The organism is Pseudomonas lactucae (genome assembly GCF_036688725.1).
GTDB lineage: Bacteria > Pseudomonadota > Gammaproteobacteria > Pseudomonadales > Pseudomonadaceae > Aquipseudomonas > Aquipseudomonas lactucae.
The window spans coordinates 39,631-53,177 of the sequence record NZ_JAQQPT010000021.1 but is presented as its reverse complement, the minus strand read 5'-3'; the positions used below and the strand labels follow the sequence as shown (position 1 = coordinate 53,177).

Annotated in this window: 14 protein-coding genes and 1 pseudogene; 7 read left to right on the top strand and 8 right to left on the bottom strand. The window is 61.8% G+C overall.

Translation table 11 applies throughout. From position 1 onward, the window contains the following. The first annotated feature begins 204 nt into the window (after positions 1–204). From V6M90_RS22850 to V6M90_RS22840, 3 genes are all read left to right on the top strand, one after another. Entirely contained in the window at positions 205–1,125 is a 921-nt protein-coding gene (locus tag V6M90_RS22850; protein ID WP_042945693.1) for an AraC family transcriptional regulator, read from the top strand. A 172-nt stretch (positions 1,126–1,297) separates the two neighbouring features. Continuing rightward, complete coding sequence (locus V6M90_RS22845) at positions 1,298–2,245, top strand: nucleoside-specific channel-forming protein Tsx (RefSeq protein WP_332847172.1); 948 nt, start codon at positions 1,298–1,300, stop codon at positions 2,243–2,245. A gap of 14 nt (positions 2,246–2,259) precedes the next feature. Beyond that, entirely contained in the window at positions 2,260–3,285 is a 1,026-nt protein-coding gene (locus tag V6M90_RS22840; RefSeq protein WP_141065021.1) for a purine-nucleoside phosphorylase, read from the top strand. Between the two features lie 65 nt (positions 3,286–3,350). Here the strand turns inward: V6M90_RS22840 and V6M90_RS22835 are convergent, their stop codons facing one another. From V6M90_RS22835 to V6M90_RS22825, 3 genes are all read right to left on the bottom strand, one after another. Further along, positions 3,351–4,310 carry a quinone oxidoreductase family protein gene (locus tag V6M90_RS22835; protein ID WP_042944540.1) on the bottom strand — a complete coding sequence of 320 codons (960 nt, stop codon included), beginning with the start codon at positions 4,308–4,310 and terminating at the stop codon, positions 3,351–3,353. Positions 4,311–4,337: 27 nt separating this feature from the next. Then, positions 4,338–4,511, bottom strand: a complete 174-nt coding sequence (locus tag V6M90_RS22830) for a DUF1427 family protein (protein ID WP_003173424.1) — start codon at positions 4,509–4,511, stop codon at positions 4,338–4,340. Positions 4,512–4,600: 89 nt separating this feature from the next. Then, positions 4,601–5,365 carry an AraC family transcriptional regulator gene (locus V6M90_RS22825; RefSeq protein WP_042944539.1) on the bottom strand — a complete coding sequence of 255 codons (765 nt, stop codon included), beginning with the start codon at positions 5,363–5,365 and terminating at the stop codon, positions 4,601–4,603. Between the two features lie 142 nt (positions 5,366–5,507). Between V6M90_RS22825 and V6M90_RS22820 the strand changes: the two genes are divergently transcribed. Further along, positions 5,508–5,780 (top strand): hypothetical protein, encoded by a 273-nt coding sequence (locus V6M90_RS22820; RefSeq protein ID WP_003173421.1) that lies wholly within the window; start codon positions 5,508–5,510, stop codon positions 5,778–5,780. 146 nt (positions 5,781–5,926) lie between these two features. On the opposite strand, the gene V6M90_RS22815 is transcribed toward V6M90_RS22820, so the two are convergent. The 3 genes from V6M90_RS22815 to V6M90_RS22805 form a co-directional block, all read right to left on the bottom strand. After that, positions 5,927–6,094, bottom strand: coding sequence for a metallothionein (locus tag V6M90_RS22815; RefSeq protein WP_078824314.1), 168 nt, complete (start codon positions 6,092–6,094; stop codon positions 5,927–5,929). Positions 6,095–6,183: 89 nt separating this feature from the next. Continuing rightward, positions 6,184–6,636 carry a DMT family transporter gene (locus tag V6M90_RS22810; protein ID WP_003173420.1) on the bottom strand — a complete coding sequence of 151 codons (453 nt, stop codon included), beginning with the start codon at positions 6,634–6,636 and terminating at the stop codon, positions 6,184–6,186. Between the two features lie 4 nt (positions 6,637–6,640). Further along, the gene (locus V6M90_RS22805) at positions 6,641–7,129 is read right to left on the bottom strand and encodes a DMT family transporter (RefSeq protein WP_003173418.1); all 489 of its coding nucleotides are present in this window, start codon (positions 7,127–7,129) and stop codon (positions 6,641–6,643) included. Between the two features lie 117 nt (positions 7,130–7,246). Between V6M90_RS22805 and V6M90_RS22800 the strand changes: the two genes are divergently transcribed. Both V6M90_RS22800 and V6M90_RS22795 read left to right on the top strand, forming a co-directional pair. After that, complete coding sequence (locus V6M90_RS22800; RefSeq protein WP_003173417.1) at positions 7,247–8,179, top strand: LysR family transcriptional regulator; 933 nt, start codon at positions 7,247–7,249, stop codon at positions 8,177–8,179. A 48-nt stretch (positions 8,180–8,227) separates the two neighbouring features. After that, a pseudogene (locus V6M90_RS22795) lies at positions 8,228–8,548 on the top strand (type II toxin-antitoxin system VapC family toxin); the annotation flags it as partial. 26 nt (positions 8,549–8,574) lie between these two features. Here the strand turns inward: V6M90_RS22795 and V6M90_RS22790 are convergent. Together V6M90_RS22790 and V6M90_RS22785 are read right to left on the bottom strand one after the other, a co-directional pair. Next, positions 8,575–9,894 (bottom strand): Nramp family divalent metal transporter, encoded by a 1,320-nt coding sequence (locus V6M90_RS22790; RefSeq protein WP_141065019.1) that lies wholly within the window; start codon positions 9,892–9,894, stop codon positions 8,575–8,577. Positions 9,895–9,935: 41 nt separating this feature from the next. Then, positions 9,936–11,489: a DUF726 domain-containing protein gene (locus V6M90_RS22785; RefSeq protein ID WP_141065018.1), complete on the bottom strand. Its 1,554-nt coding sequence runs from the start codon at positions 11,487–11,489 to the stop codon at positions 9,936–9,938. Positions 11,490–11,695: 206 nt separating this feature from the next. Here V6M90_RS22785 and V6M90_RS22780 point away from each other — a divergent pair, with 206 nt between their 5' ends. Next, entirely contained in the window at positions 11,696–13,504 is a 1,809-nt protein-coding gene (locus V6M90_RS22780; protein ID WP_003173413.1) for a monovalent cation:proton antiporter-2 (CPA2) family protein, read from the top strand. Positions 13,505–13,547 lie beyond the last annotated feature (43 nt).

Sequence of the window (13,547 nt, the reverse complement as noted above, 5' to 3'; positions counted from 1 at the left end):
GGTTTCCACCTGTTGTTTTTGTTGTTGAGGGCCGATTACAGCAGTTTGGCCTGGCCCTCACAAACGCATGGGGGATGCTCGGCTGATACTTTTTTAACCCCGTCGCCCGGATCAAAAAAGTACCGGTACCGGACGAAATCGGGGGTAGCGCTTACCGTCCAGGACCGCGTATTTTTGCTGAAATCCAAAAAAACAGGCAGCACCATGCCCGTCAGCCGCGCCGAACTGTTTGAACACCGCCCCGCGGAACTGGAAGTGATCCTGCCCGAGCCGGACCACTGCTTCCGCTGGTTCGAACATGACTACCCCTACGCCCTGGCGCGCTGGAACCACCACCCCGAATTCGAAATCCACCTGATCCGCCAAGGCAGCGGCAAGTTGGTGGCGGGTGACTATATCGGTGCGTTCAATGCCGGCCATGTCGCGCTGATCGGCCCGAACCTGCCCCACGACTGGATCGGCGAGCTGGCCCCCGACGAACACCTGAGCGGACGCGACGTGGTGCTGCAATTCGACGGTGGCGCCCTTCTCGCCCTGCGCGAAACCCTGCCGGAGTTGGGCGATGTGCAGCCGTTGTTTGAATTGGCCCGACGCGGCCTGGAGTTCAGCGGCGACACCGCCTTAGAGGCTGCCCGACTGATGGAAGACATCGGCCGCGCCCACGGCCTGCAGCGGCTGATCCTGTTCCTGCAACTGCTCGACACGTTGAAGAATGCGCCCCCTGCACAAGCCAAGGCCTTGGCCAGTCCTTGCTACGCGCCCACGCTCGACGCACGCAGCGCCGAGCGCATCAACAAGGCATTCGACTACCTCATGCGCGAACTCACCGGCGACCTGCGCCTGTCGGTGATCGCCCGGCAACTGGAGATGAGCGAACCGGGCTTCTCGAGGTTCTTCAAGCGCAACACCGGCCATGGCTTTATCGACCTGATGCGCAAGTTCCGCGTGCAGCGCGCCTGCCGGCTGTTGCTGCAAAGCGATAGGTCGGTGGCGGATATCTGTTTTGAGGTGGGCTACGCCAACCTGTCCAACTTCAACCGGCACTTTCGTATCGAGATGAACCAGACGCCGAGCGAATATCGCCGTGAAACCGCCCTGTACCTGTTCAATCGCAGCGAAAAATGACACCCAGTCATTTCTGATCAAAAGGTCGACTAATTCGACATTTTATTAGGCCATTCAAGCCATTGGGCAAAGTTGGTACAACCTGTGCAAACGTTTGCGGTACGAACTTGGCCGCCAGGTTCGCCACCACCCGTTGAAACGGGTTCAAACCGCGTATGAATAGGGATTTTCAATGCAGCTCACCTCAAGGCCTCGTGCTTGCTTTGGTGTTTCCTTGCTACTGGCCGCCGTTACGGGAGTACTCAGCACGCCCATTTTGGCGCAGGACAAGCCCTCCGATGACTCAGCACAGGGCGAAACCCTCAGCCCTGAAACCACCAGCCCGAAAAAAGGCGCCTACCTGTCCGAATGGTTCAACCAGGACCTCACGCTGATCGGCAGCAAGGACATCAGTTTCGGCCCCAAACCCTCCGACGATATCTACCTGGAATACGAGTACTTCGGCCGCAAGGGGCCCTTCGAGTTGTACGGTTATATCGATGTGCCAAAGATCCTCGGCATCGGTAACAGCAATGACAAAGGCGTATGGGACCATGGCTCGCCGGTGTTCATGGAGCATGAGCCGCGTATCTCCATCGACTACCTGGCCGGACGCAGCCTGGCCATCGGCCCGTTCAAGAAGTGGTACGTGGCGTTCGACTGGATCTACGACCACGGCAGCCGCAAGGAAAACCGCGCCAACACGCTGTACAGCGGCCTGGGCACCGACATCGACACTCACTCGCGGGTCAACCTGTCGGCCAACTTCTACGGGCGTTACCAGTGGGAAAACTACGGCGCCAGCAACGAATATTCCTGGGACGGCTACCGCGCGCAGATGAAGTACATCGTGCCCATCGCCTCCTTCGACAACGGTGCCTCGCTGACTTACATCGGTTTTACCAACCACGATTTCGGCTCCAACCTGCACAAGGACAACCCGGCACGCACCGCCAACTCCACGGTGGCGACCAACGTGCTGCTGTATTCCTTCACCCACCTGCGCTTCACGCTGGTGGGGCGTTACTTCCATAACGGCGGCAACTGGGAAGATGGCAGCGAGTTGAATTTCGGCGAAGGCAACTTCCGCGCACGCTCTGACGGCTGGGGTTACTACGCCGGCGTGGGCTACCAATTCTGATCAAGGAGCTTTAGATGAATACGTTGACCCGCCTCTCGATAGCTGTCGGCCTGACCCTGCTGCCCCATGTGGTGCTGGCCCAAACCGCGCCGATCAAACCCAAGGTGATGCTGATCACCATGTTCGCCCCCGAGGCGCAGACCTGGATCGATCGCCTGGCGCTTAAACAGGAGGTGCGCGTGCCGGGCCTGTCCGCCGAATACCCGGTGATTCGCTGCAACACCCAACAGGTTTGCCTGCTGGTGACCGGCATGGGCCAGACCAACGCCGCCGCGTCCACCCTGGCGCTGGCCCTGTCGCCCAAATTCGATCTGCGCCAGAGTTACTTCCTGATCGCCGGGATCGCCGGCATCAACCCCAAGCACGGCACCATCGGCACCGCCGCCTGGGCGCATTACCTGGTGGAATTCGGCACCCAATGGGAGCTGGATTCACGCGATGCGCCCAAGGAGTGGCCGACCGGTTACATCGGTATCAACACCAAAGGCCCTAATGAAAAACCGCCGCTGGACTACAAGACCGAAGTATTCGAGCTGAACCCGAAGTTGCAGGCCAAGGCCTTTGCCCTGTCGCACAACGTCAAACTCACAGAGAGCAAGGAATCCGCCGCCTGGCGCGCGCACTACCCCGCCGCCCCAGCCAACCAGCCGCCGCAAGTCACCCGTTGCGACACGCTGGCGGGCAATACCTGGTTCTCCGGCACGCGCCTGAGCGAACGCGCCGAGGTCTGGACCAAGTTGCTTACCGACAACAAAGGCGAGTACTGCACCACACAGCAGGAAGACAACTCCACCTACGAGGCGCTGCTGCGCGCCAGTCGTGAAGGGTTGGTGGATATCCAGCGCCTGGCTGTGGTGCGGGCCGGTTCCGATTTCGACCGGCCTTACCCAGGCTACAGCGAAGTGGATAACCTGCTCAAATATGCCGATCAGGGTGGGTTTGTGCCGGCGCTGGAGAACCTGTACCGCACGGGGAATCCGCTGGTACAGGCGATCCTCAAGAACTGGTCGGCCTGGGAAAAAGGCGTTCCAGAAGCCTAGGGGAGATCAACTGTGGGAGGGGCGGTGCGACGATTCGACTTGCTCCCTCCCACATTCGCATGGTGTTAAAACACGAAGATGATCTTATCCGCGCTGCCGCTATTTACTTCCTCGTAGCTGCGTATCCCATCCGCCAACGCCACCTCACGCAACCCCGTCGGCAAGGGCAACGAACCTTCATCAAAGAACCGCCCGAACTGCTCCAGCATCACCGCGCATTGCTCGCAGTTATAGAGTAACGAGTTGATCCCCACCACCGACCCACCCTTGCGATACAGCGCCAGGGCCGGCAATTGCACCTGTCCGTCCACCGGGGCGGCGATGATTGCAATGCGCCCGAACGGCGCCAGGCCTGCCACCGCGGCAGGCAGCCAGAAACCGGTGGTGTCGAAGATAACGTCGGCGCCGCCTTTGAACACGGCATTCACCTGCGCGCCGAGGTCTTGCGGCTCGCCCAGTGCAACCGCGTCGAAACCCTGCGCCCGCAACACCTGCACCTGATCCGCCTTGCGCACCGCGCCCAGCACCTGTGCGCCGAGTATTTTCCCCAGCGCCAGGGCTGCGCTGCCGACGGCGCCATTCGCGCCAATCACCAGCAAGCGCGTGCCCTGGCCCACGCCACTGCGCTGCAGGGCATCCCAGGCGGTGGTGTACGGCACGCCGAGGCTGGCGGCCTGGGCAAAGCTCAACTGCGCGGGTTTATGCGCCACGCCCTTGGCCGACACGGTGAGGTACTCAGCGTGGGAGCCGTCGGCAAAAAAACCCAGGTCGCGTCCGGTGCCCCAGACTTCCTGGCCAAGCAGTGCCTGCGGACCTTCGACCACTACCCCGGCAAAGTCGCGCCCCGGAATACGCGGCAGCGTGGTGTAGGGGAACCGGCCGAGTACGTTCTTGACATCGCTGGGGTTGAGGCCCGCGGCCTTGATCTGTACCCGCACTTCACCGGCGGCCGGCACCGGGGTGGCGATATCGACAAGGCGCAGCGCGGCCAGGTTGCCGGCGGCGGAAAATTGCAGTGCTTTCATGAGTGCATCCATCGAAGGGAGAGGGAATCAGGACAACCAACCGCTGACCAACTCACGCCCCAGGGGCCAGAGTTTTTCACCCAGCAGCATGCCCATCAGCCCCACCAGGGCGATAGCGGGCGGTGCGGGAGAGCGAAAGTCCAAAGCGCCATAAATCACGCCGACAGACAGGCCGATAGCGAGGGAAATAAGGTAGTTCATAGGGGCTGCGCCGTTAGGGTCGATGGGCGCAGTGTAAGGAGCCTGAATCCGAAGCATCGGCCAACCACTTCAGGATTTCGGCCAACCCCTCAGCGGTTGTAGTGCGAAGGCGCGACACCGAGTTCGCGACGGAACATGTCGCTGAAACTGCTGGGCGAATAGCCCAGGGACCGGGCAATAGCACCGACCGGCCGGCCCTGGATCAACTCTGCCACCGCCGTGGCCAGCTGCACCTGGCGACGCCATTCGGCGAACCCCATGCCCAGGTTGTTCTGGAACAGACGCGCCAGGGTGCGAACGCTGGCGCCCGCCGCCTGCGCGTGTTGCTCGAAGGAGATGACCAGGGACGGCGCGGCCATGACCGCCTGACAGGCGCCGATCAACCGGCGATCGGCATCCACCGGCATGGCGATGCGGATCGGCGAGCGGCGTGCCCGTTGCAACTCAAGCAACGCGAGGTTGACCACGGCGTCGTAGTAGCGCGCATCGCCTTTGTCGCCCTCCTCCACCAACCTGACGATCAGCTCGCGCAGCAGCCCACCCACCTCGATCACCTGCACCTGGTCGTCCAACGTCGCCGCCAGGGCCGGACGCAGGTAGATATTGCGCATCTGCAGATCCGACACCACGCGAATGCCGTGCTCTACGCCAGGCGGCAGCCACACCGCCCGCTGGGGTGGCACCACCAGCGCTTCGCGAGGCGTCTCGACCCACATCACCCCACTCATGGCGTAGAGCAACTGCCCCCAGTCGTGGCTGTGAGGCTCCACATACAACCCACGCGGGTAGGTTCGTGCCAGCGGCTGCACAGGGACGGCGTAATCACTGAGGTCGGGGGGCGCGGCCAGGGCCATGGCGTACACATCAATCGAGGGTGAGCCGCCATGGTAATGACCACCGCTCGACAATCCGAGTGAATTTTCACCCACCCGCGGGATCACTTGCCTATATCACCAGGATTGAACCTCACCAGGATTAAACAAGGAGGAACGTCCCATGACGTCATCAGCGCCGGTAAACGGCAAGGCGAGAATCGATTACACCCAGGACACGCTGTTCGGGCCGCTGGCCAAACAGGCCGAATGCCAGGTAAGCCTGCAGCGCACACCCGGCTGGCTGGTGTTGAAGGTGTTCCAACCGCTGCCCGAGGATTTGCACGATGCGCAAACCGTGGTGTTTGCGCTGGAGGGCCGGCGGACCAGCGGCGTGGTGAAGGATCGTCAGCGCATGGCCGACCATAGCTTGCGGCTCGAGCTGGAAACCCAATAGCCACGATGCCCGAGATGTCATGTGCAATAAGCTTGTTGTGGTGAGCAGGCTTGCCCTGCGCTGGGCTGCGAAGCAGCCCTTGGATCGAATCGCAGCACAAGCCCCACTCACCCCAACAAGCCCGCGTCCACAATGCTTACTCAGTGCTAGTGGGCCGCCTTGGCGCACTCGCAGCCCGTCGCTGCCGCGCAAGGCTCACCGTGCGCATGATGCTCGGCGCACCCCTGGCAGCAATAGCCCTTACCGTCTTTCATAACCGCGTCGGCGCCCAGTACACATTTGCAGTGTGGGCAGGCACAGGTTTGATCTGGCATGTTCAGACTCCTTCTTCATGGTCGTCACGGTGCGGCGAGCGCCGGCACCTTAAGCAGTGACTGCCGGCCCACACCGATCGTTCAAACCATCAATCGGTGCGCGTATTGCTGCGGTACATGAACACCAGCGCCAGGGCCAGGCAAACCATCGCCAGGATCCGGCTGCCCGACAGCTCGATAGCCGGGTTGCCCAGCCAGCCGAAGTTGTCGATCAACATGCCCATGCCCAATTGCCCGGTGATTACCGCCACCGTGGCCACCGCCGTGCCAACTACGGGCACCGCGCCGACCATCACCATCATGTACACCACGCCAAACAACGCGCCGGTCAGCTGCCACTTCGGCACTTGCAGCAAGCTCACCGCCTGGGCCGGTTCGAAGAAGAAAATCAGCAACGCCGTGACCAGGGCGCCAACCGCAAACGTCACCAGGCTGCTGCGCAGCACGCCCACCGTCTGGCCCAGCCGGCCGTTGATGGCCGCTTGCACACTCAAGACCGCGCCCGCCGCCACCACCACGACCAATAACAGAATCAGATTCATCGCCTTACCCTCGTGAGATCAGAACAAGTGCCGCCACAATCAACACCAAGGCGATCCAACGCTCGCCATTGACCCGCTTGCGCGCCGCGCCGAACCAACCGAAATGGTCGATCAGCACGCTCTTGCCGACCTGCCCCGACAGAATCGCGATCATCGTCATGGCAATACCGATATGGGGCGTGGCCAGGGTCAGCACCACCACGTAGATGGGCCCGAGAAAGCCACCGATCAGCTGCCAGCGCGGCAACTCGGTCAGCGCAGGGCCCTTCTGCGGACCACTGAACAGCAACAGCAGAGACAGGACCGCCGCGCCAACGCCAAAAATGCTCAACGTCGCCCATAAGTGCCCCACCTGCTCGCCCAATGGCCCGAGCAAGCCGGCCTCTACCGACAGGCCCATGCCGGCCAGGATCACCAGCGGCAACAGCAACAACCGCAGAACGTTATGTTGGGGTCTGGCTGGCGCCACACCGTCGATAGAACTGGCCCGCATACATCACCTGCGCTTGAACAAAGAATTGATGGCGCGGATTATCCGGTGGCTGCGCTGTGCAATAAATGGGAGCATGCCGACAACACCTTTGCGCAGAACGCACAACCTGGAGCCACGATGCAGGGTTTGAACGAACTGAGTTTCAAGGCGCTGCGCCTGTTTGTCGCGGTGCTGGACCACGGCAGTTTCTCCGAAGTGGCACGCCGCGAGGGGCTGGCGCCCTCTTCGATCTCAAGGCAGATCCAACTGATGGAGCAGGCCCTCGGCCAGCAGTTGCTCTATCGTCATACGCGCGCGGTCACGCCCACTGAGGCCGGGCGTTTGCTGGGACGCCATGCACGCGTGGTGCTTGAACAACTCGAAGCCGCCAGCCAGGCCTTGCAGGAGCAGGAACGCGAACCCAGCGGCCTGGTGCGCATCAATGCGCCGATGGTGTTCGGCCAGCGCCACCTGTCGCCGTGGCTGGGCGAGTTGTGCCGGCGCTACCCCAAGCTGCAACTGGATATCCAGCAAACCGACACCTTCGTCGACCCGTTGCAAGACGGCACCGACCTGCTGTTCCGCATCGGCGTGCTCAACGACTCCAGCATGCAGGCGCGCATCTTCGCGCCCCAGCGCTTTCGCATCGCCGCCAGCCCCGCCTACCTGGCCCGCCACGGCACGCCCCGCCACCCTGACGAACTGAGCGAACATCACTGCCTGGCCTACAAAGGCATCAACGGCCAGGAACGCTGGTTCTTTCGGCGCGACGGGGGCGACTGGACGCCCTACAGCGTCAAGGGCCCGATCACCGGCAACCACGCCGACACCCTCACCCACGCCGCCGAACAAGGCCTGGGGCTGGTGGTGTTTCCGTCCTGGCTGATCGGCGAAAGCTTGCGCGCCGGGACCTTGCAGGCGGTGCTCACGCAATACGAGGTCGCGACCACGCTGGAGCCGCAGCAGATTGCGGCGTTGTGGCCGGGGAGCCGGCGGCTGTCGCTGAAGGTAAGGACGGTGATTGACTATTTTGTCGCGTGTTTTGGCACCGTGCCGTATTGGGACAAATGAGGAAATTTCCTCGTCGAAAACGTAGGCTCGTTCTGTTTTTACGGGCCACTATCCGGCAAAGCCCGAAAACTGATTGAAAATGCCGCAGAGATTTACGTCAGTGCTGCAACATTCTGGGAAATGGCGATCAAGGCAGGGTTGGGGAAACTCACCCTCGACCTTGCTGAAATCCGTGAGTACTGCCTGGAGAGCGGTTTTGTCGAACTGCCGGTCACCTCAGAACACGCCATTGCGGTGAAGGATCTCGAGCCTCATCACAAGGACCCTTTCGATCGGCTCATCGTAGCAACCGCCATGAGCGAGCCGATGAAACTGTTGACGGCCGATCCTCAGGTTGCCCTCTACACTTCCCTGGCAATCCTGGTGTAGGTCTCGTTCAACAGCGAGTGCTCACGTCAGAACACCCACTGCGCAATCAACCACCCATTCGCCCCGCTGATCACAGCAAACAAAAACCACGCCAGTACCCGGGTCGGCAATCGATTGACGAACGGCCCCATCAGTTGTTTGTCACCGGTCATGCGGATCAGCGGATACAGCGCAAAGGGCAACTGCAGGCTCAGTACCACCTGGCTCAGAATCAGCAATTTGCCGATGGCATCGTCGCCCATCAGCCACACGCCGAGAAATGCCGGGATCAACGCCAGCCCACGGGTGATCAAGCGGCGTTGCCAGCAGGGAATACGTAGGTTCAGGTAGCCCTCCATGATCACCTGACCAGCGATGGTGCCGGTAAAGGTCGAACTTTGCCCGGACGCCAGCAAGGCAATGCCGAACAGGATGCTGGCGAATGCGCCGCCGACCAGCGGATCAAGCAGATGGTAGGCGTCCTGGATCTCCACCACGTCGGTGTGGCCGGTCTTGTGGAACGCAGCGGCGGCCAGCACCAGGATCGCGCCATTGACCAGCAAGGCCAGCGCCAGGGAGCCGATGGTGTCGATGCGCGCCAGCTTGACCGCGTCCTGTTTGCTGGCCAGGTCCTTGCCAATCAGGCGGGTTTGCACAATGGAGCTGTGCAGGTAGAGGTTATGCGGCATGACGGTAGCGCCCAGAATACCGATGGCCAGGTACAGCGGCGCGGCATCGCTGATGGCCGAGAGTGAGGGGGTGAAGCCGCTCAACACGTCCGGCCAGTAGGGTTTGATCAGTAGCAGCTCGACAAAGAAGCACACGCCGATGGTCGCCACCAATGCCAGCATGATCGCTTCCAGGCGGCGGAAACCCCGGTTCTGCAAAGCCAGGATCAACAAGGTGTCAAACGCCGTGATGACAATGCCGGTGGTCAACGACACACCCAGCAGCAAGTGAAACGCCAGCGCACAGCCAAGCACTTCGGCCAGGTCCGTGGCGATGATCGAGATTTCCGCCAGCACCCACTGGGTCCGCGCAGAGCGCTTGCTGTAGCGCTCGCGGCACAATTGCGCCAGGTCCTTGCCGGTGGCGATGCCCAGCCGCGAGCACAGGCACTGCACCGCCATCCCCGCCAGGCTGGCCAGCAGTACCACGAACAACAAGCTGTAGCCGTAGCGCGAACCCGCCTCGATGGCGGTGGCCCAGTTGCCCGGGTCCATATAACCGATGGAGACCAGCAGGCCGGGGCCGGCGAACATCAGGATGCGCTTGAAGAACGAAGCGTTGGGGTCAACGACGACCGAACCCGCCACTTCCGGCGGGCAGAATGGGGCGGTAGCGATTTTTGGCAGGCTGAATTTCACGCAGTATCCCAGGCAAACACACTAGACAGGCGCGCAGCTTATCAGTCGGATGCGACCGTGCGCATCACCGTGTCCCGAGGCAGCTCAAACGCTTCCACCACCTGTGCCACCAGGTCCATCTCCTGATTCAGCGCCTCACGCTCCATGCGCTGGCGAATCACCCCGATCACCAGCACCGCCAGGGTGGTGATCGAATAGGCGGGCCCGGAAAACGCCCGCACGCCGCTCACCAGCAGCATTGCCGCCGCCAACGCCTGGCCCACCACCGGTATTGCCGTGGCCGCGCCCCGGCGCAGGATAAACCCGGTGAGGCCGGCCAATGCCGTACCACTCAACGCGGTGGTGGCCGAACGGCCGATGTCGATGCGATTGAACACGCCCTGCTCTTTTAGCGCGGCGGCCTTGAGCTCGGCGTCGAATACCTGACGGTCGGCGTGACTGAGCTTGTCTTTGTACTGCTCGATGAGGGTCTCTGCGACCTGGGCTTCAAGGTCTGCCAGCACCACGCTTGCAAGCGGCTGGTCAAATTTGATCCCGAGTCGCTGCGCCACATCTTCGGCGATCTGGCGATAACTCACGCCATGACCACGGGCCAGGTTCATGAAGCTGTCGCCCCCCATGCGCTGCAACTCGATGGCCAGTTTAAGCGGCTCGCGTACCTTGGCATCAATCGACGCGCTGCGTTTTTGCGCCATCAGTTCGGCGAGGAACTTCAACTCTTCCGGCCGCGCCTGCACCAGGGCCGGGAACAGTTCGACGTCCTCCTCGGCAAAACGCACCTCGGCACTGCGCTGGTCGGAGCGGATCATGCCGCGCCGCTCGTGCAGCAGGTCGGTGTACTGCACCACCGTCTGCAACTGCGGCCAATAGGCGGCATGGTCGAAGCTGGCCAAATGCACATTGCAGACCTTGGCCTTCAGCGCCGGAGTCACCGGGATTGCATACCGCCCAATGCAGCGTTCGGTGTCCGGCTTCAGGGCCAGCGCCCAGTCCTTGCTGGAATGGCAGTTGATCACCCGGCCCTTGAGCGGCGCCGATACGTCATCCCAAGGGCTGGAGGTACAGATCGCCCCGCCCATCAGCAGCAGGTTGTCCAACGGCAGCTCGCGTGCGGTTTCAGGGCTGGCCAGCAGACTCTTGACCAGAATCCGCGCCCCCAGCGAATGACCGATCAGGTTGATGCGCCGCACCTGCAGCGACTCACCGTGCAGGTACTCCGCCAATTCCGGCAGCAAACTCCTGGCCACTTCGTCCACCCGCGCCTCGACACTTTTATAGTGATCAAGAAAATACGCGATCGCCTTGCCCACCCCCACAGTGGCGGCCCCCAGGCCACCGCCGCCGAGCATCGCAGCGATCACGTCCTTGAACGGCGCAAACAGATTTTCCAGAAAGTGCCCCGCCGGCCAGAACAGCATCAAGTTGGTCGAGCCTTCGATACCGGCCAGCTGTGCCTTGAAGCTGCCCAGCTGTTGCCGGTTGAAAAACGCCGAGTAGCCGTGAACGTAGAGATTGAGCACATCGCCCTGGGGCTCACCGCACAGCACGAACGTGGGCTTGCGGGTGCGGTGCATTTCATCCCACTGGTGTTGCATGGGGCGCTGACTCCTGGTGACGGGGAAGCGATAGTAACAAAGGGAGAGCGACAGGTAGGTGAATCCTGACCGGCGCATGTCCAGGCGCTTTTCGTTGCAGCGCTGCCCCCACCTCCAAAAATCCCTCTCAAAAACACAATTTTCAACCTCTAAAAAGCGCTCTAATACGCACCTGTTGATTGGCTTTAAAGATTCTGGAGTTCGCAATGCCCCATGAAGGCAACCTGTTACAAGCAGCCGTAGTGTTCCTGCTCGCCGCTGTGCTGACCGTGCCGCTGGCCAAGCGCCTGCAACTGGGCGCGGTGCTCGGTTATCTGTTTGCCGGTGTGATCATCGGCCCGTCAGTACTGGGCCTGATCGGCAACCCGCAAAGCGTCGCGCAGTTCTCCGAACTGGGTGTGGTGTTGTTGCTGTTCATCATTGGCCTTGAGCTATCGCCCAAACGTTTATGGGTAATGCGCAAGGCCGTGTTCGGTGTCGGCCTGGCCCAGGTGCTGTTGACCGGCTTGGTGATGGGCGCGGTAGCACTATGGGTCTTTGGCCAGGCCTGGAACAGCGCCATCGTGTTGGGCCTGGGCCTGGCGCTGTCGTCCACCGCGTTTGGCCTGCAAAGCCTGGCCGAGCGCAAGGAGTTGAACCAGCCCCACGGTCGTCTGGCGTTTGCGATTCTGCTGTTTCAGGACATCGCCGCGATCCCGCTGATCGCCATGGTCCCGCTGCTGGCCGGCAGTGATCACCCGACCACCGAAGCCGAAGGCTTGCAACACGTGCTGCAGATCCTCGGCAGCATCGCCGTGGTGATCATCGGCGGGCGCTACGTGTTGCGCCCGGTGTTTCGCATCGTCGCCAAGACCGGCCTGCGTGAAGTGTCCACGGCCACCGCCTTGCTGGTGGTGATCGGGACCGCCTGGCTAATGGAACTGGTGGGTGTGTCCATGGCCCTCGGCGCGTTTCTCGCCGGTTTGCTGCTGGCGGACTCGGAGTACCGCCACGAACTGGAGTCCCAGATCGAACCGTTCAAGGGCTTGCTGTTGGGGCTGTTCTTTATCAGCGTGGGCATGGGCGCCAACCTCGGCCTGCTGCTCAGTTCACCGCTGGTGGTGATTGGCCTGACCCTGCTGCTGATCGGCCTGAAGCTGCCGTTGCTCTACGCCGTGGGCCGACTGGTGGGTGACCTCAACCGCGAAAGCGCCCTGCGCCTGGGCGTGGTACTGGCGGCCGGCGGTGAGTTCGCCTTTGTGGTGTTCAAGATCGGGCGCGACCAGGGCCTGTTCGAACCGCACCTCTACGACATCCTGGTGCTCACCATTACCCTGTCCATGGCGGTCACGCCATTGTTGTTGCTGGTGTGTCCGAAGCTGTTCAAGCCCAAGGTCAAACCGGTGGAAGTGCCCGAGGAATACCGCGCCATCGAAAGTGACGCGCCACGCGTGGTGATTGCCGGCATGGGCCGTATGGGACAGATCGTGGCGCGGATCCTGCGCGCGCAGAATATCTCGTTTATCGCCCTCGACACCTCGGTGGAAACCATCGAGCTGACCCGCAGTTTCGGCGGCATGCCGGTGTTCTATGGCGACCCGCAACGCCCCGAAATCCTGCATGCGGCCAAGGTCGACCAGGCCGAGTTCTTTGTGATCGCCATGGACGACCCGGAGATCAACATCAAGACCGCCGAACTGGTGCGCAATCTTTACCCACACATGAAGATCATCGCCCGCGCCCGTAACCGCCAGCACGTGCATCGCCTGGTGGACCTGGACGCCTCGCCGATTCGCGAAACCTTCTATTCCAGCCTGGAAATGAGTCGCCGCACCCTCGTGGGCCTTGGGCTGAGCCAGGCCCAGGCGGATGCGCGCATCACCCGCTTCAAGAACCACGACCTGCAAGTGCTCGCCGCCCAGCACGCGGTATACGACGACGCGGCCAAGGTGATGCAGACCGCCCAGGAAGCGCGAGCCGAATTGGCGCGGCTGTTTGAAATGGACAGGCTTGAGGAAGAGTCCGACAAGGTGTAAGGCTACGGATGAACGAAATTGAGAATTTTCTGACAGAATGCTC